This window comes from Peribacillus sp. NPDC060253 (assembly GCF_042727425.1).
GTDB lineage: Bacteria > Bacillota > Bacilli > Bacillales > DSM-1321 > Peribacillus.
In genome coordinates, this window is record NZ_JBHXAS010000020.1 from 1 (window position 1) to 22020 (window position 22020).

Sequence of the window (22020 nt, forward strand, 5' to 3'; positions counted from 1 at the left end):
TATTAATATATCTTCTTTATTTTTAAAATAAAGATATATGGTGCCGTCCGCTACGCCTGCTTGCTTGGCGATTTTGGATACTTGGGCTTGATAGTAACCGTGTTGGGCAATGACGATAACGGCTGCATCAATAATTTGATTATACTTTGGTCTGTTGCGTTTCACTGGATGTCCCCTTTCAGAAAATGAATGAATCATCATTCATATTTCTATCATAAAATGACGAACCTTAACTGTCAAGCAAAAACTTCTAAGACCCGACATCCCACTATGTTCATTGTACAGCCCCAATCCATTGGTTGTCCAGTCGCTTTGCAAAACACGGAGCTATGTTCCGCTGCTCCGTATGAAGGGCATGTTTCGTTACGCTTCTTTTCTTTCCTCGGATATTTTTTTCTTTTCTTCCTCGATAAGGACTCTTCTCAAAACCTTACCTATCATCGTTTTAGGAAGTTCATCCCTAAACTCATAGCTGCGCGGTACCTTATAGGAAGCAAGGTTCTTTCTTGCAAAATCATCCAACTCTTCCTCGGTGGCCCTAGCATTTTTTTTCAGTACGACATAGGCTTTGACGGTCTCACCACGATATGGGTCAGGGATTCCTGCCACAACAACCTCTTGAATCGCCTCATGCTCGTATAGTACCTCTTCCACCTCACGAGGATAAATATTGAAACCGCCTGCAATGATGGTGTCCTTTTTCCTCTCGACTACATAAAAGAATCCTTGCTCATCCATGTAACCAAGATCGCCTGTCAGCAGCCAGCCATTTTTAAAAGTGCTTTCCGTTTCATCCGGACGATTCCAGTAACCTTTCATTACCTGTGGTCCTTTTATCGCTATCTCACCAATTTCATTCGGTGGCAGCTCATCAAAGGTTTCCAGGGAGAGAATCACTGAGTCGGTATCTGGCCATGGCAATCCAATGCTTCCTTTTACACGAGGCTGATCCCAAATGAAATTTGCATGGGTCACCGGAGACGTTTCCGACAGTCCATAGCCTTCAACCAGTTTCCCGCCCGTAATATTCTCGAACTGCTCTTGTACCTCTAACGGCAATGATGCAGATCCGCTTATACAGGCATTGATGGAAGAAAGGTCATATTTAGCGATATCCGGATGGTTCAATAGACCAATATACATCGTAGGCGCACCTGGAAACATCGTCGGTTTCTGTTTTTGGATGGTTTTCAGCGTCGCTTTAACATCAAACTTCGGCATGATGATCATGGTGTTCCCTTCCATGACGGAAAGCACCAAAACTGTCGTCATACCGTACACATGGAAAAATGGCAGAATTGCTAGGACCCTTTCCTCACCGCGCTTATTTTTATAAAGCCAAGCATTGCACATTTTCGTATTTGCCAGCAAGTTCTTATGGGTAAGCATGACCCCTTTCGGAAAGCCTGTTGTCCCCCCTGTATATTGCAAAAGGGCAAGGTCCTTATCCACATCAATCGGCTCAGCGACCTCTTCAGGAATCTTTCGTTTCATGATTTCAGTAAATAAATGATGATTGCCCGCGTGCTCCACATTGATGACGATGCCGTATTGCTTTTTTTGAATAAAAGGATAGATAAGATTTTTCGGAAAAGGCAAGTATTCCTTGATAGCGGTTACAATGATATGTTCTATACCCGTTCTGGAAGCGACTGCAGTGACACGGGGAAATAAAATATCCATCACTAAAATCATTTTCGCTCCGGAGTCTTTCATTTGATACTCGAGTTCACGTTCCGTATAGGTTGGATTCGTCTGAACCACGACTCCGCCGGCCATCAATATACCAAAAAAACTTATGACACCCTGAGGGCAGTTAGGAAGCATGACGGCAACGCGTTCACCTTTTTGAAGGCCGATGCCTTTTAAATAGGCTGCGAACTTTAAGGCTGATTCATAAACTTCTTGGTAAGTTAATTCTTTTCCCTGGAAATGAATCGATACTTTATCAGGGAATTCTTCGGCTGATTCCTTCAAAAATGAATACAGGGGTTTATCTTCGTACGACAAAGCAGCTGGTATTTGTTCCGGATACATAGCTTGCCATGGCTTATTGCTCATTTGCCCCCTCCTTCTGAATATTCTCACTACTCTTCTCATTATAATACAACCGGGATTTTCTTACAATTGATGAAATTTAGAAAAAATAAGCATAAGGGCTGATAATACGAATTGGAGCAGTCAAAATGGCCTGTACCAGCCATAAGGGATTATTGGAAGGGACACATAAAAAGGAGTGGTTTACTCCTTCCTTTTAGTTTTATACCAATATGTATATTTTTCTTCAAATCCCAATTTTCCGTACAAGCATAGAGCAGGTGCATTCGTTTCTATCACCTGGAGATAAGCATTTTTCGCCCCATTTTCTTTACCCCAATGCAAAAGGTTACGAATGAGTTTTGCACCATAGCCTCGGTTTCGAAAGTTTTCATGGGTGAAAATATTGTACAGACCTATGTATTCGTCTTCCAATACACCTAGTCCGCCTGCCGCCACGGTTCCACCATCATCCGTCAACAACATGAAGCATGTTTTTGGAATGATATTTTCGAACATTTTTTTCAAGTGGGTTTGATCATTATCATTAACATGACTTAGCAGGCAGAAATCATGAAACCAGTCATCATGTAAATGGTCATACTTCATGACATTGCTTTCATTCGGTGCCTCTGTTTCTACCAATTCCAATATCTGGACACTCGTTGTGCCTTCAAGGACATACCCCGACTCTTCCAGAACACTTTCCAAGTTGATAGGTTTAGCTTGATGAGTCATTTTGTATACTGCCCTATCATTTCTTTCAAAATAGACTTGCTCACAATTCATTATTTTCTTTTTCAAATCTTCATTCGATGAATAGATAGGGTTGATTGAATTCGCCCGTTTTGTATATCCATCCGCAAATCGTAAAACCCATCCATCATAGATTTGCGTTTGCAGGGCCGGTAAAGCATTCATCGATAATTTTTCAATCTTTTGTATCAGTTTGGACTTATCCATGTCACTCCTCCTCTTTCCGAACATCTTTTTGACACTATCATTTTATACGCCCGTATTTAATAGAGTTGAAATAAAAGAAGCGACACAAAGGCCGCTTCTTTCAGGTGAAGAATATCATATAAATAATTCCAAGCAGAAAAAAGATTCCGCAACAAACAATTAAGACTTTTGCAAGCTTCTCCACAGTTTTCTCCCTCTCATGAAGGGCATTAAGAAATTCCGGCACCGATGACAAAAGATAAAGCGATTGAAATGATCATCGATAGGAACCCAACTGCCCGATTATCTTTTTGTATCTCTTCATCTATTTTAAATCCAGGAGTCATAAATTCAAAAATGAAATAACCGATCAATAGAAGGACAAAACCGTAAACACCCCAGCCAATCATGGTAAGAAGTGAATTCTGATGGAGGATGGACTGTTGGAATACATAGGCAATCCCAAATATTTTACCACCTGTTGCCAACGCGACAGAAAGGTTTCCCTGTTTGATTTCCTCCCAGTTCTTGTACTTTGTAACAAGTTCAAAAATAGCTAAAAAAACAATCATGCACAAAATAACGACACTGTAACGAGCAGCTATATATACATATTCATTTTCCCACATATTCTCCATGGTCCAACTCCCGAATGGTAATCAGCCATCCGGCTTGGCAGAATAGCCGGAATGACCACTTTCCTTTATTTAAATTCCACCACCGTTACACCTGTACCGCCTTCTCCAGCTTCGCCGAACCGAATTCTTTTGACAGAGCGGTGATTTTTCAAGTATTCCTGGACGCCGGACCGAAGAGCACCCGTTCCTTTACCATGTATGATGGAGACACTCGAATATCCGGCCAATAAAGCATCATCAACATACTTTTCGACTCTTGAAATGGCATTTTCAAAGCGTTCCCCACGCAGGTCAAGTTCCACGCTAACATGATAATCCCGACCTTTTATCGTGGTAAGCGGCTTTATTTCCTTCACTTTCGTGGCCTTGATGAATTCTAGGTCAGACTCCTTCACCTTCATTTTCATGATGCCGATCTGAACCTGCCACTCATTACTTGAGACCTTCTCGATCAAGTGACCCTTTTGACCAAAGCTTACGACCTTTACTTCATCTCCAGGTTTCAGGCTTTTATCCAGTGGCCTAGCAACTTTAACTGATGTTTTTTTCACTTTAGGTGTCGCTTCTTCAAGCCGTTTTTTTGCATCGATCAGTTCATGCTCTTTAACATCGGCATGCTTTTCAAGTCGCAGTTTACGTAAGTCGGCAATGATCGATTCCGCTTCTTTTTGTGCATTTTCAACGATTGCTGCAGCCTCTTTTGCTGCCTTTTCGACCATCGCATCCCGTTCCTCATTGTATTCACCAATTTGCTTTTGAAGGTCTTTATGAAGGATTTCCGCCTGTTCAAGGTGATTCTTGGCCTCTTGCTCCTCCTCTTCGGCCTTCTTACGGCTATCTTCAAGGGATGCTATCATATTCTCAACTTTATTGGTATCCTCGCCAATATGGCTGCGGGCATTGCTTATCACGCTCTCTTCCAAGCCAAGGCGCTTGGATATTTCAAACGCATTACTACGTCCCGGTACACCGATCAAAAGCTTATAAGTAGGACTCAATGTTTCCACATTAAATTCAACGCTTGCATTAATGACGCCATCCCGATCATATCCATATGCTTTTAATTCCGGATAATGTGTCGTTGCAATCACACGTGCCCCGCGCTTATATACTTCATCCAAAATGGAAATGGCTAAAGCGGCACCTTCCTGTGGGTCAGTACCCGCTCCAAGCTCATCGAACAAAACGAGGCTATCATAATCGACATGCTTTAGGATATCGACAATATTGACCATATGAGAAGAGAATGTACTTAAGCTCTGCTCAATCGACTGTTCATCGCCAATGTCGGCAAAAACGGAGGAAAAAACGGCCGTTTCAGAACCATCCAGCGCAGGGATTTGCAGACCGGCCTGGGCCATTAACGTACAGAGGCCAAGCGTTTTCAAAGTAACCGTTTTCCCCCCGGTATTCGGACCCGTGATAACGATTATCGTAAAGTCATCACCTAGGAAAATATCATTGGCTACGACAACGTCACTCGGAATGAGCGGATGTTTCGCTTTGAATAATTTCACGCGTCCCTCATTATTCAAAATCGGTTTGGATCCTTTTATCGCTTTTGCATACTTTGCCTTCGCGACAAGGAAATCGATTTGTGCGAGCACTTTGACATTATGAAGCAATTCAGGGGTGTACGCTCCGACTTTTTCCGATAATTCGACCAATATCCGTTCTATTTCCTGCGTTTCCTTCGCTCTGGTTTCCTGAAGGACATTATTCAGTTGCACGATTGCTTGAGGCTCAATGAACAGCGTCTGTCCAGATGATGATTGATCATGAATGATCCCGCCATACACACTGCGGTATTCCTGTTTTACCGGGATGACAAATCGGTCATTCCTGATGGTGATGATGGAATCCGATAACATTTTTGATGCGTTGGAGGAACGAATCATGCTTTCTAGTTTTTCCCGGACACGGCTTTCATTCGTCCGAATCTGATTTCTTAGTGTACGGAGCTTATCGCTCGCAGAATCCATCACTTCGCCATGTTCACTTACTGCATACGTAATTTCCTGTTGCAATTCAATCAATGGATGCAGGGAATCGATATATTCGGCTAGAAGCGGAACTTCTATTTCCTGCTCGGCGATTTCTTCGAAGAAACGACTAAGGATCCTCCCTGCACGAATCGTACTCGCGAGTTCCATCAATTCCATCGGTGAAAGCATTCCGCCAATCTGGGCCCTTTTTGCATGTGGACGGATATCAAAAATCCCGCCCAATGGCAAGTTACCTTTCAAACGTACGATTTTGGCAGACTCATCCGTTTCTTCCTGCCATCTCGTCACCTCTTCAAAGTCCGTTGAAGGCATCAGTTGCTGTGCCTTCTCTTTTCCTATGGATGAGGATGCGTGAGAGATTAATTGTTCTTTAATTTTATGAAATTCCAATGTCTTTAAAGCTTTATTATGCATGGAGTTAAAGCTCCTCCTTATTTATGGGCAAATAGTTAGTCATTTCTCTTTAAAAACTTTAATAATCCATCCGTATCCTTTGCATTAAGGACCGTTGCTTCTTTAATCCAGCCCTTTTTGGCCGAAGACACACCGACAGGCATATGATCAAGCATATCAATGCTGTGGGCATCGGTATTGATTACAATCTGAACGCCTGCTTCCTGTGCCTTGCGCAGATGGGGAGGTGCCAAATCCAATCGGTTCGGATTAGCATTCAATTCCAAGGCAGTATTCGTGTCGCGTGCCAGTTCAATCAGCATTTCTATATCAACATCATATCCGGTACGTTTGCCGATAATCCTTCCCGTTGGATGGGCGATGATATCAACATGCGGATTATTCAGAGCTGTTTTTAAACGCTCCATGATCGTTTCACGCGGCTGTGAAAAACTTGAATGGATCGATGCGATTACCAAATCCATCTCAGCAAGCAGCTCATCGTCATAATCAAGTGTCCCATCAGGAAGTATATCCATTTCAATCCCTGAAAGAACGGTAAAATCATCGTATTTTTCATTCAGTTCATGGATGATGCGTTTTTGTTCACGTAAACGTTCCACAGTCAATCCGTTCGCCACTTTCAAATATTGCGAATGATCGGTGATGGCCATATATTGATAACCTTTGGCACGGCACGCTTCAATCATTTCTTCAATGGAATAAGCCCCATCACTCCATGTGGTATGCATATGCAAATCACCTTGAATGGCCTCTAACGATATGAGAGGTTCCTTAGCATCATATTGCTCCACTTCCGTTCCATCTTCTCGTAATTCTGGGGGAATGAATGGAAGACCGAAGTGGTTATAAAATTGTTCTTCCGTTTCGAACGTCAATATCTCACCTGTTTCAGCCACTTCCACCCCATATTCGCTGATTTTCTCTCCGCGTTCTTTAGCCAGCTGGCGCATACGAACATTGTGATCTTTCGAGCCGGTAAAATGATGGAGTGTCGTGATGAATTCCTTATCTTTCACGATTCGAAAATCGACGGAAATATCATATTCATAATCAAGCACAACCGATACTTTTGTATCACCGGCCGCAATCACTTGCTTTATGCCCGCTAATGCAAGAAGCTGATTCTTAACTTCTTCGGGATGATCTGTCGAGATGATGAAATCGAGGTCCTTGATCGTTTCCCTCATGCGACGGATGCTGCCCGCTCTGGAAGAACGGACGATATGTTCCATGTTGGCAAGGGCGGTTTCAATATCATCCGCTATCGGTCTCATGAAGGCAAGTGGAAGCCGATCAGGCCTTGAACCTGCCTCGGCAATTGCAGCCAGGATTTTCTCTTCCGTTTTTTTACCGAAACCGGCAAGCGCCGCAACCCTGCCTTCTTCACAGACGGTTTTAAGATCATTCACATCATTGACCTGCAACTCTTTATGAAGTTTGGCGATTTTCTTCCCGCCCAAACCTTGAAGTTGCAAGAGCGGAATCAATCCTTTTGGCACCTGCTCCTGCAGCTCTTCAAGTGCGGTCGATTTCCCCTCATTGATATACTCTTCGATGACGGACGACGTTCCTTTCCCGATTCCATTTAATGCGGTAAAGTCTTCGATGGCCGCCAGACTCCGATCATCCGTTTCCAAGGCTCCCGCTGCTTTGCGGAAAGCTGAAACCTTGAATGGGTTCTCTCCTTTTAATTCCATATATATTGCGATTTTTTCTAATAATCTAATGATATCTTTTTTATTTATTGTCATATATTTCACCGCCGAAAAAATTAGTTGGGTGTCCCTTGTATACTTTCTTAAAGATACCTTTCTTGGAGGTAAAGTACAAGCAGTCCGATTCTTACCTTTCGAATCAATTTGGTGGAAGTCACACGCTGCTACATAAAAAGGGGCCTCCCCCATTCAAAGTATAGGAATCTTGGACTTTGAGAAGGGAGGCAGGCCCTCGTATACTATCATTAAGATTGATTTACATTATCAAACCAAAGTTCTTTCACTTTCTCGGAAAGAAACGGCGTATGTTTCACGATGGATTCTGCCAGAAAAGAACCTGTTAATGGTTTCTGGATGGAATCCATTGGCAGCATGGCAGCTATGTATAATATAATAAACATGATAAGATAGATTTCGATAAAACCCAATATCCCGCCACCCCAGCGATTCAGCTGTTTTAAAATTGGAATATGTGTAATGAAATTGAGCATGGACCCTATCATTTGCCAAAGGATCTTGGCAGCAAAGAAAATGATTGCAAAGGCAATCGCGTTGTAATACGCCTTTTCAAGCCCGACTGTTTCGAAAAACATAGTAAGGGTCGAGGATTCACTCATCGTTGGAAACGGAATCCACAATTTCAAATTGGGAGCAAGGTCTCCATAAAACACATATGCGACGATGAAGGCTACTATGAACCCTGTCATATGAACCGTTTGTAAAATGAAGCCACGCTTTAAACCGACTAATAAACCGATTAATAGAATGGCCAGAATTGCTAAATCAAGCATGTACTCAGTCCTTCTCTCTCTTTAATTCCAGTTGAAGCTGGTCTAGTTGATCTTTTAATTTAATATATTCGTGGATGGTATTCACGGCGGTCAGTACCGCTAGCTTACTTGTATCCAAGTATGGATTTTTCATCCTGATCTCTCTCATTTTTTCGTCAACCATCGAAGCGACCAGGCGCATATGACTTGCGCTTTCTGTACCGACGATTGTATATGGTTGTCCGTATATATCAACTGTTGTTTTATTTCGTTTATCGTCTGACAAAATGATGCCCCCAATCTAAACAATCCTAATTCTATCATATCATGAACTTTTTCGTCATGAAAGAGAGTACAACGTCATTTCTTGTATAAAAAATGCAATAATTTGTCAAATGAAAACGACCTTAGGATGAAGATTATCTTAAAAATAGTATGAAGTTAGGAGTTATCCATTATGTCACATGTTGTTTTAGTTATCAGTCCTGCACAAATACAGGCAATGAAAGCTCATTATTCCTCTTCCTTAGCCGCCAAACTGCCGCCAGGGAGCATCTTTTCCGCCAAACCGCCGCTATGTACGGTAACCGCCTATAAATCAGGAAAAGTACTCTTTCAAGGTAAGAATGCTGAAATAGAAGCAGTAAAATGGCAACAAGGTGCGACTGCTGCCGCTCCAAAGAAAAAAACAGCATCATCCGCATCAGTCAACGTACATCGATATTCACCACCTGCAAATATCGGAACCATGTCAGTAATCGGTTCTGATGAAGTCGGAACAGGGGACTATTTCGGCCCAATCACCGTCGTCGCTGTCTATGCACAAAAGGAGCAACTCGCATTATTGAAAGAACTTGGTGTCCAGGATTCTAAAAATCTGAAAGATCCACAAATCATCGAAATTGCCAAACAGATTAAGGATGTGGTGCCTTTCAGCCTGCTCACGTGCGACAACCCGAAATATAATACGCTTCAGGCAAAGGGTATGTCACAAGGAAAAATGAAGGCACTCCTCCATAATCAAGCGATCAAACATCTTATGCAAAAAATCCAGCCAGAACAAGCGGAAGCCGTCCTTATTGATCAATTCGCTCAACCTGATGTATTTTTCAATTACTTGAAAGGCCAAGAACTATTTCAGTCACACGCCACCTATTTGTGTACAAAAGCGGAAGGGGTACACCTTGGCGTAGCAGCTGCTTCCATCCTTGCACGATATGCATTCGTCAAACGCTTTGATTTGCTGAGTGAAAAAGCCGGGTTCAAAATCCCTAAAGGAGCCGGCTCTGCAGTCGATGAAGCGGCAGCAAGATTGATTCATGAAAAAGGAATCGATTCATTGCACGAATTCACAAAAACCCACTTTGCCAATACAGAAAAATCGAAGCGATTATATCAAAAGAAATATCATAAATAAACGAAAATCGGCTGTTCTTCCGTGGACAGCCGTCTTTTCTGTAAGAACGATTAATTAGAGCATGCTTTACTCGTGAGTTGCATCATTTACTCATGAGTTTAGGCGCTTTTCTCGTGAGTTTACGCGCTTTTCTCGTGAATTCACGCGCTTTACTCGTGAAATTGCATCATTTACTCGTGAGTTTACGCACTTTACTCGTGAAATTGCATCATTTACTCGTGAGTTTACGCGCTTTACTCGTGAAATTGCATCATTTACTCGTGAGTTTGCATCATTTACTCGTGAGTTTAGGCGCTTTACTCGTGAGTTTACGCGCTTTTCTCGTGAGTTCATAAAAAGACAGCTTCCCTTGATTTCTGGGAGCTGTCTTTTAGTTTTTATCCTCTTAGTTCTGCGCCAGCTTTTTCTTTCACGGCTTCAAGAACTTTTTCATGTGCTTTTGTAATGTCCTCGTCCGTTAGCGTACGTGCAGGATCGAAGTATTTCAGTGAGTAGGCAATGGATTTCTTGCCTTCCTCCATTCTTTCACCTTCGTATAAATCGAAGATGCTTACTTCTTTGAGAAGCTTGCCTCCGGCTTCTTCAATAATATCTTGAATGTCACCAGCTTTTGTCGCTTGATCCACAACAAGCGCGATATCGCGTGTTGTCGATGGGTAGCGCGGAATGGTTTCATATGCAATCGGCGCCACTTCGGCTTCTGACAGCGCTTTTAAGGAAAGTTCGAAAATATATGTTTCTTTTATATCCAAGTCTTTTTGGACAGTTGGGTGCACTTGGCCGATAAAGCCGATCACATCACCATTCAACAGTACTTCGGCAGTACGTCCTGGATGCATGTCATTGATTTCCGCTTGGCGGTAACTGATTTGATCAGCTAATCCCAGTGTATCGAATAATGCTTCGATCACTCCTTTAGCAACAAAGAAATCCACTGGTTTCTTTTCCCCTTGCCATAGGTGCGCTTCCCAAAGCCCTGTGATAGCTCCTGCAATATGTTCTTTCTCGTCAGGAAGCTCTTGTCCGTCCTGCTTAAAGAATACTGAACCGATTTCATACAAAGCAAGTGAATCAAGTTGGCGAGCATTATTGTATTTCACGACTTCTAATAATTGTGGCACGATGCTCAAGCGCAGTTGGCTCCGTTCTTCACTCATTGGCATTGCCAAACGAATGGATTCGCGAGTTTCCAACGCAAATTGCGACGCTTTTTCCTCGCTCGTCAGTGAATAGGTCACTGCTTGATAAAGGCCTGCGCCTTCAAGTGTACGACGAGCTTTCCGGCGTTTGACTTGATAGTCTGTCAGTTGGCCTGGAGTAGCCGAACCAATCGGCAGTGTAGCGGGAATGTTATCATATCCATATAAACGTGCCGCTTCTTCAACTAAATCTGCTTCAATCGTGATATCACCACGGCGTGTAGGGACAGTGATCGTGAACGTTTCATTGTCAAGTTCCACTCCGAATTGCAGGCGTTTGAAAATGGACTCCACTTCAGCTACGGTCATGCTCGTTCCAAGAAGGGTGTTGATTTTTTCAAGTGTAATGCTAATGACCGCTGGTTCCATTATCAATTCGTCAACTTCTGCTGCTCCTTGTAAAACGGTTCCGCCAGCATATTGTGCAATCAATTGTGCCGCACGTTCGCCAGCTTCACGAACACGGGCCGGATCGACGCCTTTTTCAAATCGGGCACTTGCTTCACTGCGTAAGCCGTGGTCTTTTGATGCTTTACGAACTACTGTGCCTGCAAAATATGCACTTTCAATAATGATATTCGTTGTATCATTTTTCACTTCGGAATCGGCTCCGCCCATCACACCTGCTATCGCAACCGGCTCGGTGCCATTTGTGATCACTAAATGTTCTGGTGACAAAGTGCGTTCCGCTTCATCCAAAGTTACGATTTTTTCAGCATCCTTCGCTCTGCGGATGACGATTTCCTTTGAACCAAAGCGATCATAATCAAAGGCATGCAGCGGTTGACCGTATTCAAGCAGGATGTAGTTCGTGATATCGACCACATTATTATGAGGTCGGATACCTGCAGACATTAGCCGAGTCTGCATCCAAAGCGGCGATGGCCCGATTTTTACATCTTTAATGAATTTGGCGATGTATAGCGGGTTATCCTCTTTCGCTTCCACTTTGACACTGATGTAATCAGTTGCTTTTTCAGTTGCTTCTTCTTTCTCGATAACCGGCCATTTCACTTCCCGGCCAAGAATGGCTCCCACTTCGTAAGCAACACCTAGCATACTCAATGCATCAGAACGATTTGGAGTCAGCCCAAGTTCCAGTACTTCATCGCTTAAACCAAGCTCTTCCAATGCATCTTTACCTACCTCGACATCATTTGGGAAGACGAAGATACCTGTTGCATAATCCTTGGACACGAGTTTGGATTCGAAGCCCAATTCTTGAAGCGAGCAAATCATCCCGTGCGATTCTTCACCGCGAAGTTTCGCTTTCTTAATTTTGAAATTGCCTGGAAGGACTGCCCCGACAGTTGCGACTGCAACTTTTTGGCCTTTATCGACATTCGGTGCTCCACAGATGATCTGAACAGGATTTTCTGCCCCAATATCAACTTGGCATCTATTCAATTTATCCGCGTTAGGATGCTGTTCACGTTCAATGACATGCCCGATGACCACTCCTTTTAGCCCTTCGCTTTTCTTTTCCACCCCTTCAACCTCAATGCCGCTTTTTGTGATTTTGTCAGCAAGCTCCGTCGCATTGATGCCTGAAAGGTCAACATAATCTTGTAACCATTTATATGACACAAACATGGTAGGTCCTCCTTTATAAAATAAAAATTTATGCTTCGTGATGGTTGAATTGTTTTAAGAATCGAACATCATTCGTATAGAAGTGACGGATATCATCCACACCGTATTTCAACATGGCAATCCGTTCCACGCCAATTCCAAATGCGAATCCAGAGTATTTCTTGGAATCGAATCCAGCCATTTCAAGGACGTTCGGATGAACGATCCCGCCGCCAAGCACTTCGATCCAGCCTGTTTGTTTACAAACGCTGCAACCTTTGCCGCCGCAGATTTTGCAAGAAATATCCACTTCAACTGAAGGCTCTGTAAATGGGAAGAAACTTGGACGAAGACGGATTTCACGGTCTTGCCCGAATACTTTTTTCGCAAAAACGTCAAGTGTACCTTTCAGGTCGCTCATGCTGATGTTCTCATCGATGACCAAGCCCTCAATTTGCTGGAATTGATGGGAGTGTGTGGCATCATCATTATCACGGCGATATACTTTTCCTGGGCAGATGATTTTAACAGGGCCTTGACCTTTATGTTTTTCCATCGTTCTTGCTTGAACCGGTGAAGTGTGCGTACGCATCAAGATTTCATCCGTAATGTAGAAAGAGTCCTGCATATCACGCGCCGGATGGCTTTTTGGCAAGTTAAGTGCCTCAAAGTTATAGTAGTCGCTTTCGACTTCCGGACCTTCAGCAACGGTATAACCCATACCGATGAACAAGTCTTCGACTTCTTCCACGACACGTGTTAATGGATGAAGATTCCCCTTGTTAACTGGACGTCCTGGAAGTGTGACGTCAATCGTTTCTGTTGCAAGCTTTGCATTGACAGCCGCAGTTTCAAGAGCTTTTTGTTTCTCTTCAATCTTTGTTGCGATCGCTTCCCGGACATCATTGGCAAGTGCCCCGATTTTCGGACGCTCTTCAGCTGACAATTTACCCATGCCACGCAATACCTCAGTGATTGGTCCTTTTTTCCCTAAATAAGCAACTCGGACTTCATTCAGTTCCTTTAATTCGGAAGCGGCGGCCACTTTTTGCAACGCTTCTTCCTGCAGTTCTAATAAACGTTCCTGCATCATGTCTTCCTCCTTTATTTTCCTTTTAAAAAAATGAACACAAAAAAACCTCTATCCCAGAAAGGGACGAGGTTTATGTATCGCGGTACCACCCTTATTAGTGCACAACAAAAAAACTACGCACTCACTTCATAAAAATAACGGCTCTTCACCGGAACATTTTTCGGACATATGTCTTCCCAATGCCAACTCGAAAGGTGAATTCCCTTAAGCAGCGCCATAAAAATGCTTTCAGTCGAGGCATTTTATCCCTGAATATGGATAACTTAAGTTACTATTCTTTGTCATCGTTGTTTTCATTATAAAATTCTGTTTTATTATAATATAATTCGTCGGCCGTTTCAAATTGATTTTCGTAAATGGTACATTAATATCCCGGCGGCGATCCCCACATTCAATGACTCGCTTTTTCCGTAAATGGGAATATAAAGGTTTTTCGTCGTTTTCTCCAGTAATTCCTTCGATACGCCTTTGCCTTCATTACCGACCAGCAGGGCAAATCGGGAGGTCTTTTCCACTTCTTCAAATGGTGAAGCTCCTTCAAGAGCCGTGCCATAAACCGGTGTGCCGCGCTCTTTTAGCTCATCGATGATATCTGCAAGGTTCCCTTTGATGACAGGCATATGGAATAGGCTTCCTTGCGTCGAACGAACCACTTTAGGGTTATACAAGTCTGCACAGCCTTCGCCAAGAATGACCGCATCGATCCCTGCCGCATCCGCTGTCCTGATCATCGTTCCAATATTACCCGGATCCTGTACAGCATCAATCAACAATAGTTTATCCGGATTAATGGATGTCATGCTCATTGACTTCTGTTCACAGACCGCCGCAATTCCTTGTGGGGCCTCGGTATCGCAAATAGCTTTCATAATATCATTTTTGACATAAATGACTTCTGCGCCCTCCAGTTTAAACTGAGCAGGCATTTCTGTTTCTTCATTGATGATCACTTCCATGACGATATCTACTTTTAAAGCTTCTTCAACAAGGTGAAAACCCTCGACTAAATATTTCCCTGTTTTATCTCGCTCTTTTTTCGTCAATAGCTTTTTCCATTGCTTCACTTGCGGGTTTTTTACGGATTCTATATATTTCAAGGGTAAACGCTCCTTTAATTTCACACTGATTTTCCTATTATAACGCAATTCACATACATATTGCATGCCAGTTTGTGAAATGCTATTAATGTCAGTCATTATGTGTTAGAGGAGGAATAATTGTGAACTTAAACCTACGTAATGCGATCATCCAAAATGTAAGCGGAAATTCGCAAGATCAACTGGAAGACACGATTGTCGATGCCATACAGAATGGTGAGGAAAAAATGCTTCCTGGCTTGGGAGTATTATTCGAGATCATCTGGCAACATTCATCAGAGCAGGAAAAACAGGAAATGATCACTACTCTCGAATCAGGATTAAAAAAATAACAGCCCTCTCAGGCTGTTATTTTTTTTGATTCGCTTACTTCTTTATCGGTACTACTATATCATGGCCAGCCTTCAGTTCTTCAATGGACACTTCTTCATCGAGCAGCAAGATGAATTTTTTTGCGCTCACTTCTTTAAGCATCGCTTTTGTCTCAGCAAATGAGTAGCCGTATTTCGTGAAAAAGCTGCGTAAATCTCCAGATCCTTCATCTGTGAAGTAGTGGAAGATTCTTAAAAAAAGAGTGTCCTCCTTATCCTGATTGGCGATGATCAGGATATCCGTATGTTCATTTCCAAGCTGCACATCATTTTTTATATCAGCTGCTACTGTCATTTGGGTGCCAGTCACGCCTTTAGCTTGTAATTGTTGAATTGCAGCAAGTAATTCCGGATTAGAGTCAAAAACACCATATACGTTTTTTTCCATGTTTTCCCTCCTCCTTGTTACTCTTCTTAAAATAAAATTCCTTTGTAATTATACCTTGCGGCTTTAACAATAAACAAGCAAATAGTCTAATGGGGATTCCTCCTGCGGGAAAAGCGCGTCTAAGGGAGACCCCACAGGCGCCCGCGGAAAACGAGTGCCTGGGATGGAACAACGTCCAAATTTTACAAGCCATAAAGAAACTGTAGACAAACTCGATTTTCATCTAGTTTGTCTACAGTCTGAACAGCCTTGTGCAGGCTGTTCTTTTGCGTATTACAGATTGTCGGTGTTAATTCGATTTTTGATGTATTCATCCCTTAAGTCTTCCTCTTGCTGCCCGCTAGCATTCGCTAGTGTCCCTTCATAATTCCCTGGCTTTTGCTCCTTATATTTTTCGGTGGAGTTCCCCCTGATTTCCCTTTCTTGGGCTCGCTTCGTATCCAGCTCTTCGTTTTCAAAGATGTTGGCAGAATTTCCGTGAAGTTCTTCGCTTCTTCCGGGCTGCGCTTCCACTTCCCTTGTTTGAAAGGCATTCGTTGTTGTCTCCGAAAAAAGGTTTGGATCCGGATTGTTCACCACACCTGTTTTCAGCGGATTATCTGTAAATACTTCGTCCGTTTCCTGCAAGCCGTTGGAAGTCACGCCTTCTCGTGTTGATGCGGTATCAGTTTCATCTAAAAGAATCAGGAATTTCCCTGCCTCCACTTCGTTTATATAAGCGGTCGCTTCACTATCGGCAAGCCCTAAATCACCTAGTCGGTTCCTTATATCACCAGAACCTTCATTCAGGAAGAAGTGTTTCATCTTATCTATGAAGGAATCTTCATTTGAGGTCGTAACGACATCTACATCCGGATCCCGCTTTTCATTCACAAAATCCAAATCTCCTTTTTTATCAGCTATTACGGTTATTTCCCCTTCATGAACTCCCTTTTCCTTGAGGGATTGTATGGCCTGAGTAACTTCCGTATTCGTACGAAAAACTCCATATAATGTTTTTCCCATGCATCTTCCTCCTCGTATTATTCCGATATTTCTTCTTATGTGTATTTATACCCTGATGGGTGCTAATTAAACAAAAATGGCCCTTTCAAAGGTTTGCCTTCCCTAGATTCGAACCTTTAATCAGTCTTTAAAATCAAAAAGAAACCTGCAGTTTTTAAAACTGTAGGCCATTTCCTTCACTCTTAGAAGCGGTCGCTTCTACTTCCAGTTGCCTTTTTCTCATTCACGATCGATTCATCTGTACTATCAAGCAGGATATCTTCCGTTTTAAGCGTATCCTGACCTTGTTCCGTTTCTTGTACAGCATGTTTCTTGATGACTATTCCATCTGTGACAACCGGTTTTTTTGAAACTTCCAACTGTTCTTCCACAACGGGAATACGGAAGGTTTCCCCATCTTTCATGCTTCCGGTTTCCAGTTTCGATTCACGACCTGAAACTGATCGATGCTCAATTGTCACTTCTTCGTGTTCAACAGGGACATTAAGCGTTTTATGTTGTTCATTGACTTCTTTATTAATGAGGACTTTACCTGTCTGAACTCTTTCTTTGTCAATGTTCATCTGTTCTTCCCGCAGTTGAAGTGTTCTTTCATCCTCTGGCAATTTACGGCCTTGTCCGTTCACTCCATATATATCTTCTTTATTTAATGCATCGTTTTTTTCAGTACCGTTATAAAGTGGGGTGATGGAGTTTATATCGAGCCTTGTACCGGCCTTGTCCGTTGTTCCAGTCATGAATTTATCCTTTGCCATTCCAAGGTGGCCTTCACTTTCATCGACAAGAACCAGGACTTTTCCGTTTTCTACATCAAAGACATGTTCCGCCGCATCACTATTCGAAAGACCTGCATTTGCTAATCTTGTGGAAAGGTCTGCCGTATCATCCGGCATGAAGAAGCGTGCCACCTTGTCCATAAATGATTCGTCGTTAGGGACATTCGTCATTGTATGAACATCAGTTTCGCGTTGATGGTTCGCAAAATCCAATGTTTCTTCCTTGTCTGCGACCACCGTAATATCGTCCCCTTCAAAACCCTTGGCCTTTAGTGCGTCGATTGCTTGGATCACTTCTGCATTTGATTCATATACTCCATATATTGTTTTATTCATTGTACATTCCTCCTTAGGTTTTGTGATTCGTTTAGTGGGGGTTATATATAAACTCTACCCGCCATGTACCTAAGTAAACGAGGAATCATTATTTCATTTTTGTTATATCATTTACAATTCTTTCTCAGCACAGGACGTGCTTTCAAATAAATTCTAGGCTCTACAAGGGTTTCCCCATTTTTAAAAATGTAATGTTTAATCAAATACTGCTATTCATTATTTTCATATACTGCTTGAAATCTTTTTTCTTCTATTATAAAGCCACGGCCTCCATTAGCAGGTCCACAATATGCACCGCTTTCGTACACTCCCCCAAGTTTTCCCTCTCGATTCCCAATTGCATTTGCAGCAAACAACCAGGGTTTGCCGTGACAACTATATCCGCCTGAATCGATTTAGTGTGCTCCATTTTCGAGTCGAGAATATTCATGGACATCTCTGATTCAACGATATTGTAAATACCTGCCGAGCCGCAGCACCGATCCGCATCCTTCATTTCTCTGAAATCGATTCCTTCTATCGATTGAAGGAGAACTCGCGGAGCCAAGGAGGTATTCATTACATTCCGTAAGTGACAGGAATCTTGAAAGGTTATGGATTGAGCTGGCAGCTTCAGGCGAACTTTTTCATGAAAACGTAAATCAACAAGAATTTCACTGATATCTTTCATCTTATTCTTAAATGCGATTGCACGATCGTGCCATACCGGTTCATCCTGAAGCAAATGGTCATAATCAGTGAGAAAAGCCCCACAACCGCCGGCATTCGTAATAATATAATCAACTTCGTCCGCTTCAAAAGCTTCAATATTACGCTTGGCCAGTTGCTTTGCACCTTCTTTTTCACCACTGTGCCCATGCAATGCTCCGCAACAAGCCTGGGATTTTGGAATCACGATTTCACATCCAGCTAGCTGAAGAAGCTTTAGTGTGGCCTTGTTCGTTTCCAAAAACATCGTATCCATTAAGCAGCCTGAAAAGAATGCCACCCTTTTGAGTAGCGTGCCAATTGCAGGCAGCTCGGTTGGTCTATTTTTCATTTCTGATTTTTTCGGGACTTTCGGCAGCACTTTTTCCATGGTTGCCAAATTATCCGGAAGCATGTTTAAGACTCCCGTTTTTCGGGCCATGTATTGCAGGCCTGATCTTTGATAAAAGCCAAGCAAACTAGTCATCGTCTGCATTCGCTCCTGATGCGGGAATAATCCACTAAAAACGGCCTTTCGGATCGTTTTTACAGGGAAACTGTGCCTTTTATTCTGATGGATGATATCCCTTGCTTCTTCGAGAAGATGTCCATATTTCACACCAGAAGGGCAAACAGGCTCGCAAGCCCTGCAGCCCAGGCATAGACTTAATGAACGTTCTACATCTTCGTCTGGCTCGATCACACCATCCGTCACCGCTTTCATAAGTGCAATCCGGCCCCTTGGTGAATGGGATTCCTTTAATCCCGATTCAATATATGTCGGGCAATGGGGTAAGCAAAAGCCACAGCGCATGCAATTCAATAATTCATCTTCATTCATTTTCTCCGCGAATTGAGTGGCAATGGTTTCCCTTTCCTGAACGGTCGTCATGAAGAAACCACCACCCTTTTCCTGCTCTCCTTGGCAAATACTTTGCCGGGATTCATGATGTTATTAGGATCGAATGCTTGTTTTATCGCTCTCATGGCGGCAATTCCTTCTTTCTTCAACTTCCATTCAAGATATGGGGCCTTCATCTCTCCCACACCATGTTCTCCGGTAATCGTCCCGCCAAGGTCGATCGCCACGGCAAAAATGTCGGCAAAAGCGAGCTCCACTCTCTCCATTTCATCATGATCACGAGCGTCAGTAATGCAAGTTGGGTGGAGGTTCCCATCCCCCACATGACCGAATGTACATATGTTCACGTTATGCTTACTGGCGATTTCATTAATCGCTCTGACCATTTTGGCTATTTCCGAACGGGGAACGGTCGCATCTTCCAAAATGGTCGTAGGCTTCAGGCGTGCTAGTGCGGAAAGGGCTGTACGTCTAGCCGTTTTCAAGGCAGCTGCGTCAGATTCCGTTTCGGCAATTTCCACGGAAACAGCCTTCTCCTCTATACAGATATCAGCCATTCTTTTCATATCACGGTCAACCACTTCAGGGGGACCATCCTGTTCAATAAGCAGCACCGCTTCCACATTGGTAGGTAAACCGATCTTCGCGAAGTCCTCAACCACGATCAACGTCGGCCGGTCCAGAAATTCAAGAGTGACCGGAATGATTTTGTTTGAAATGATCTTGGCCACTGATTGAGCTGCAGCATCCAGATCTTGATATAGGGCAAGCATCGTCTTTGTCGTTTCCGGAATGGGAATCAGTTTTAAGGTCGCTTCCGTAACGATACCAAGTGTTCCCTCGGAGCCGACGAAAAGCCTCGTTAAATCATACCCGGCTACATCTTTGGCAAGCTTGCCTCCTGTACGAATGATGTCCCCATTTGGAAGTACCACTTCAAGCCCGATGACATAATCACGGGTGACTCCGTACTTTAACCCTCGCAGACCACCAGAGTTTTCATTAATGTTGCCGCCAATTGTGGAGATTTTCATCGAACTTGGATCGGGCGGATAAAACAATCCCTTCTCTTCTACTGCTGATATCAAGTCCAATGTGATGAGCCCAGGTTGTACCGTCGCCGTTAAGTTTTCCTCATCTATTTCAAGCAATGAATTCATTCTGTTGAATAAAAGGACAAGCCCACCCTTTGTCGGGCATGTGCCTCCGCTCAAATTCGTCCCCGACCCGCGTGGAACGATTGGAACCTTGTATTCGTTGCAAACCTTGACAATGGCTGCCACCTCGGTTGCGGAGCCCGGTTTAATGACCGCATCCGGCATCGCTTGATACCCTGGTGTAGCATCATAAGAATAGACAAGACATTCCACTTTCGACTCATCGTAATTTTCCTGACCAACGATGTTAATAAGTAGTTGCTTAACCTGCTTTGTTAACATATACATCCCCCTCATATAAAAACTGCATTCGATATTTTTCATATGATTCAAGTATAAGGAATAAACCATTCAGCCTTCTATGTATGAACATATAGATTTTACTGCTTTCCATAGAATTAATTTGTAGGTTTATCCAATACTCTTAGTGCTAGATACATAGTAACTAAATCAGCTAGCTTTTTAGGGTTCAGTCGTGTCATCTCTTCAATGCGCTTGAGCCTGTAATGGAGAGTATTGATGTGTATATGGAGGGCGGCAGCGGTTTCCTTCAAAGATAGATCACATGCAAAATACATGGAAAGGGTTTTAAGCAAATCCTCATTAGGAAGCAAATCCGAAATCGTCCGTGATAAATATTCATGTCTTGTTTCAGGAGTGACTTCATCTAGCAGGACTTCAAGCTTCAAGTCCTCATCAAAGATGATTCCCGATGAGGGGAACGCAATTTTCAAGGAACGTTCTGCTTTAAAAAACGCTTGCCGGAATGAGGATCCTGGTGTACGAGAGCTAACCCCTATACTCACTTTATAACCGGAACTTTCTTCTAGCTTTCTTTGAAGTAGGCTCATCTTCGATAATTGTTGGGTTTTTGAACCGATAAAATCGGCTATTGAAAGAATGACGAACTGGTTCCTCCCCCATCGGACTGCGATATCCAATGGATGCTGCTGCTTTATGTAGATTTGAAGCGTTCTCCACACATGGGGTTCAATGATTTTTTCAGTATTAAATTCACCAAGAATGATGATCCGGTCTACATGAACATCGATCCCAAGCAGCTTCGCCTTCTGAAGGAATGGCTCATTGAAACTTTGCAGCTGATGCCATTCAAATACAAAGAATTCCATCAGACGTGATTGAGACTCCGCTTGTTCAAAGTGATAGCTTTCTTGAATGAACATCTCCGTCATCTTTTTCAATAGTTCTGCATAGGGGGAAACATATTTAGGGTCTCCGGTGATTCCAATTACACAGACAGCCTCCTGATTGAAGAAAATAGGTAGGTTTATTCCCGCCTTCACCCCTATCCAACTTCGTTCATCCTGTTTATTGATGATCAATTTCTCACGATTTTTGAAAGCGTGTATGGCACCTTCATGATAGGACCCAATACGGCTGTTATCGGTGCTTGCGATAATCGTGCCAGCATGATCAATAATAATGATTTCTTCGTCAATCAGCTTTCGAACCTCTTGAACTAGCTTTTCTGCCACAGCTGCCAATTGCATAAGATGTCCTCCTTTTCGAATGTC

20 protein-coding genes and 1 other annotated feature are annotated in these 22020 nt (G+C 43.0%); of the genes, 3 read left to right on the forward strand and 17 right to left on the reverse strand.

Annotated features, from left to right (window positions below; all coding sequences use genetic code 11):
* The 8 genes from ACFWE9_RS07725 to zapA form a co-directional block, all read right to left on the reverse strand.
* Nucleotides 1-165 (reverse strand): helix-turn-helix domain-containing protein (locus ACFWE9_RS07725; RefSeq protein WP_377356353.1); only part of this gene is annotated, 165 nt, incomplete at its 3' end.
* A gap of 198 nt (nucleotides 166-363) precedes the next feature.
* A complete protein-coding gene (locus ACFWE9_RS07730; protein ID WP_377356314.1) occupies nucleotides 364-2061 on the reverse strand; it encodes an AMP-binding protein in 1698 nt (565 codons plus the stop codon).
* Between the two features lie 180 nt (nucleotides 2062-2241).
* Complete coding sequence (locus ACFWE9_RS07735) at nucleotides 2242-3000, reverse strand: GNAT family N-acetyltransferase (protein WP_377356316.1); 759 nt, start codon at nucleotides 2998-3000, stop codon at nucleotides 2242-2244.
* Between the two features lie 209 nt (nucleotides 3001-3209).
* Nucleotides 3210-3617 (reverse strand): DUF350 domain-containing protein, encoded by a 408-nt coding sequence (locus ACFWE9_RS07740; protein ID WP_034309012.1) that lies wholly within the window; start codon nucleotides 3615-3617, stop codon nucleotides 3210-3212.
* A gap of 65 nt (nucleotides 3618-3682) precedes the next feature.
* The gene (locus tag ACFWE9_RS07745) at nucleotides 3683-6037 is read right to left on the reverse strand and encodes an endonuclease MutS2 (protein ID WP_377356318.1); all 2355 of its coding nucleotides are present in this window, start codon (nucleotides 6035-6037) and stop codon (nucleotides 3683-3685) included.
* A 35-nt stretch (nucleotides 6038-6072) separates the two neighbouring features.
* A complete protein-coding gene (gene polX / locus ACFWE9_RS07750) occupies nucleotides 6073-7791 on the reverse strand; it encodes a DNA polymerase/3'-5' exonuclease PolX (protein ID WP_230154809.1) in 1719 nt (572 codons plus the stop codon).
* Between the two features lie 209 nt (nucleotides 7792-8000).
* The gene (locus ACFWE9_RS07755) at nucleotides 8001-8546 is read right to left on the reverse strand and encodes a CvpA family protein (protein ID WP_230154807.1); all 546 of its coding nucleotides are present in this window, start codon (nucleotides 8544-8546) and stop codon (nucleotides 8001-8003) included.
* Nucleotides 8547-8550: 4 nt separating this feature from the next.
* Nucleotides 8551-8811, reverse strand: coding sequence for a cell division protein ZapA (gene zapA, locus ACFWE9_RS07760; protein WP_230154805.1), 261 nt, complete (start codon nucleotides 8809-8811; stop codon nucleotides 8551-8553).
* 171 nt (nucleotides 8812-8982) lie between these two features.
* On the opposite strand from zapA, the gene rnhC reads away from it, so the two are divergent.
* Together rnhC and ACFWE9_RS07770 are read left to right on the forward strand one after the other, a co-directional pair.
* A complete protein-coding gene (gene rnhC / locus ACFWE9_RS07765) occupies nucleotides 8983-9942 on the forward strand; it encodes a ribonuclease HIII (protein ID WP_230154804.1) in 960 nt (319 codons plus the stop codon).
* Between the two features lie 113 nt (nucleotides 9943-10055).
* A complete protein-coding gene (locus ACFWE9_RS07770; protein WP_377356321.1) occupies nucleotides 10056-10277 on the forward strand; it encodes a hypothetical protein in 222 nt (73 codons plus the stop codon).
* 42 nt (nucleotides 10278-10319) lie between these two features.
* On the opposite strand, the gene pheT is transcribed toward ACFWE9_RS07770, so the two are convergent.
* From pheT to ACFWE9_RS07785, 3 genes are all read right to left on the reverse strand, one after another.
* On the reverse strand, nucleotides 10320-12734 hold the full coding sequence (gene pheT / locus ACFWE9_RS07775) for a phenylalanine--tRNA ligase subunit beta (RefSeq protein WP_230154802.1): 2415 nt from the start codon (nucleotides 12732-12734) through the stop codon (nucleotides 10320-10322).
* 28 nt (nucleotides 12735-12762) lie between these two features.
* The gene (gene pheS / locus ACFWE9_RS07780) at nucleotides 12763-13803 is read right to left on the reverse strand and encodes a phenylalanine--tRNA ligase subunit alpha (RefSeq protein WP_230154801.1); all 1041 of its coding nucleotides are present in this window, start codon (nucleotides 13801-13803) and stop codon (nucleotides 12763-12765) included.
* A gap of 59 nt (nucleotides 13804-13862) precedes the next feature.
* Nucleotides 13863-14100 (reverse strand) — a binding site (T-box leader).
* A 44-nt stretch (nucleotides 14101-14144) separates the two neighbouring features.
* Nucleotides 14145-14903 (reverse strand): TrmH family RNA methyltransferase, encoded by a 759-nt coding sequence (locus ACFWE9_RS07785; RefSeq protein ID WP_230154794.1) that lies wholly within the window; start codon nucleotides 14901-14903, stop codon nucleotides 14145-14147.
* 122 nt (nucleotides 14904-15025) lie between these two features.
* Here ACFWE9_RS07785 and sspI point away from each other — a divergent pair, with 122 nt between their 5' ends.
* On the forward strand, nucleotides 15026-15235 hold the full coding sequence (sspI, locus tag ACFWE9_RS07790; RefSeq protein ID WP_230154792.1) for a small acid-soluble spore protein SspI: 210 nt from the start codon (nucleotides 15026-15028) through the stop codon (nucleotides 15233-15235).
* Nucleotides 15236-15269: 34 nt separating this feature from the next.
* On the opposite strand, the gene ACFWE9_RS07795 is transcribed toward sspI, so the two are convergent.
* The 6 genes from ACFWE9_RS07795 to ACFWE9_RS07820 all read right to left on the reverse strand — a co-directional run bounded on the left by ACFWE9_RS07795 (nucleotide 15270) and on the right by ACFWE9_RS07820 (nucleotide 21996).
* Entirely contained in the window at nucleotides 15270-15662 is a 393-nt protein-coding gene (locus ACFWE9_RS07795) for a general stress protein (protein WP_230154790.1), read from the reverse strand.
* 273 nt (nucleotides 15663-15935) lie between these two features.
* Nucleotides 15936-16667, reverse strand: a complete 732-nt coding sequence (locus ACFWE9_RS07800; protein ID WP_377356325.1) for a general stress protein — start codon at nucleotides 16665-16667, stop codon at nucleotides 15936-15938.
* 182 nt (nucleotides 16668-16849) lie between these two features.
* A complete protein-coding gene (locus tag ACFWE9_RS07805) occupies nucleotides 16850-17779 on the reverse strand; it encodes a YsnF/AvaK domain-containing protein (protein WP_377356327.1) in 930 nt (309 codons plus the stop codon).
* Between the two features lie 253 nt (nucleotides 17780-18032).
* A complete protein-coding gene (locus ACFWE9_RS07810) occupies nucleotides 18033-19358 on the reverse strand; it encodes a (Fe-S)-binding protein (RefSeq protein WP_377356329.1) in 1326 nt (441 codons plus the stop codon).
* On the reverse strand, nucleotides 19355-20767 hold the full coding sequence (gene glcD, locus ACFWE9_RS07815) for a glycolate oxidase subunit GlcD (RefSeq protein ID WP_377356331.1): 1413 nt from the start codon (nucleotides 20765-20767) through the stop codon (nucleotides 19355-19357). Before glcD ends, ACFWE9_RS07810 begins: the two co-directional genes overlap by 4 nt.
* A gap of 116 nt (nucleotides 20768-20883) precedes the next feature.
* The gene (locus ACFWE9_RS07820) at nucleotides 20884-21996 is read right to left on the reverse strand and encodes a CdaR family transcriptional regulator (RefSeq protein ID WP_377356332.1); all 1113 of its coding nucleotides are present in this window, start codon (nucleotides 21994-21996) and stop codon (nucleotides 20884-20886) included.
* Nucleotides 21997-22020: the final 24 nt, after the last annotated feature.

Bases quoted from the DNA above. Each gene is read 5' to 3' on its own strand.
- rnhC (WP_230154804.1), top strand. From the start codon at position 8,983: ATGTCACATGTTGTTTTAGTTATCAGTCCTGCACAAATACAGGCAATG.
- ACFWE9_RS07730 (WP_377356314.1), bottom strand. From the start codon at position 2,061: ATGAGCAATAAGCCATGGCAAGCTATGTATCCGGAACAAATACCAGCT.
- ACFWE9_RS07755 (WP_230154807.1), bottom strand. From the start codon at position 8,546: ATGCTTGATTTAGCAATTCTGGCCATTCTATTAATCGGTTTATTAGTC.
- ACFWE9_RS07805 (WP_377356327.1), bottom strand. From the start codon at position 17,779: ATGAATAAAACAATATATGGAGTATATGAATCAAATGCAGAAGTGATC.
- pheT (WP_230154802.1), bottom strand. From the start codon at position 12,734: ATGTTTGTGTCATATAAATGGTTACAAGATTATGTTGACCTTTCAGGC.
- polX (WP_230154809.1), bottom strand. From the start codon at position 7,791: ATGACAATAAATAAAAAAGATATCATTAGATTATTAGAAAAAATCGCA.
- ACFWE9_RS07810 (WP_377356329.1), bottom strand. From the start codon at position 19,358: ATGACGACCGTTCAGGAAAGGGAAACCATTGCCACTCAATTCGCGGAG.
- ACFWE9_RS07735 (WP_377356316.1), bottom strand. From the start codon at position 3,000: ATGGATAAGTCCAAACTGATACAAAAGATTGAAAAATTATCGATGAAT.
- glcD (WP_377356331.1), bottom strand. From the start codon at position 20,767: ATGTTAACAAAGCAGGTTAAGCAACTACTTATTAACATCGTTGGTCAG.
- ACFWE9_RS07740 (WP_034309012.1), bottom strand. From the start codon at position 3,617: ATGGAGAATATGTGGGAAAATGAATATGTATATATAGCTGCTCGTTAC.
- ACFWE9_RS07800 (WP_377356325.1), bottom strand. From the start codon at position 16,667: ATGGGAAAAACATTATATGGAGTTTTTCGTACGAATACGGAAGTTACT.
- ACFWE9_RS07820 (WP_377356332.1), bottom strand. From the start codon at position 21,996: ATGCAATTGGCAGCTGTGGCAGAAAAGCTAGTTCAAGAGGTTCGAAAG.
- ACFWE9_RS07745 (WP_377356318.1), bottom strand. From the start codon at position 6,037: ATGCATAATAAAGCTTTAAAGACATTGGAATTTCATAAAATTAAAGAA.
- pheS (WP_230154801.1), bottom strand. From the start codon at position 13,803: ATGCAGGAACGTTTATTAGAACTGCAGGAAGAAGCGTTGCAAAAAGTG.
- ACFWE9_RS07795 (WP_230154790.1), bottom strand. From the start codon at position 15,662: ATGGAAAAAAACGTATATGGTGTTTTTGACTCTAATCCGGAATTACTT.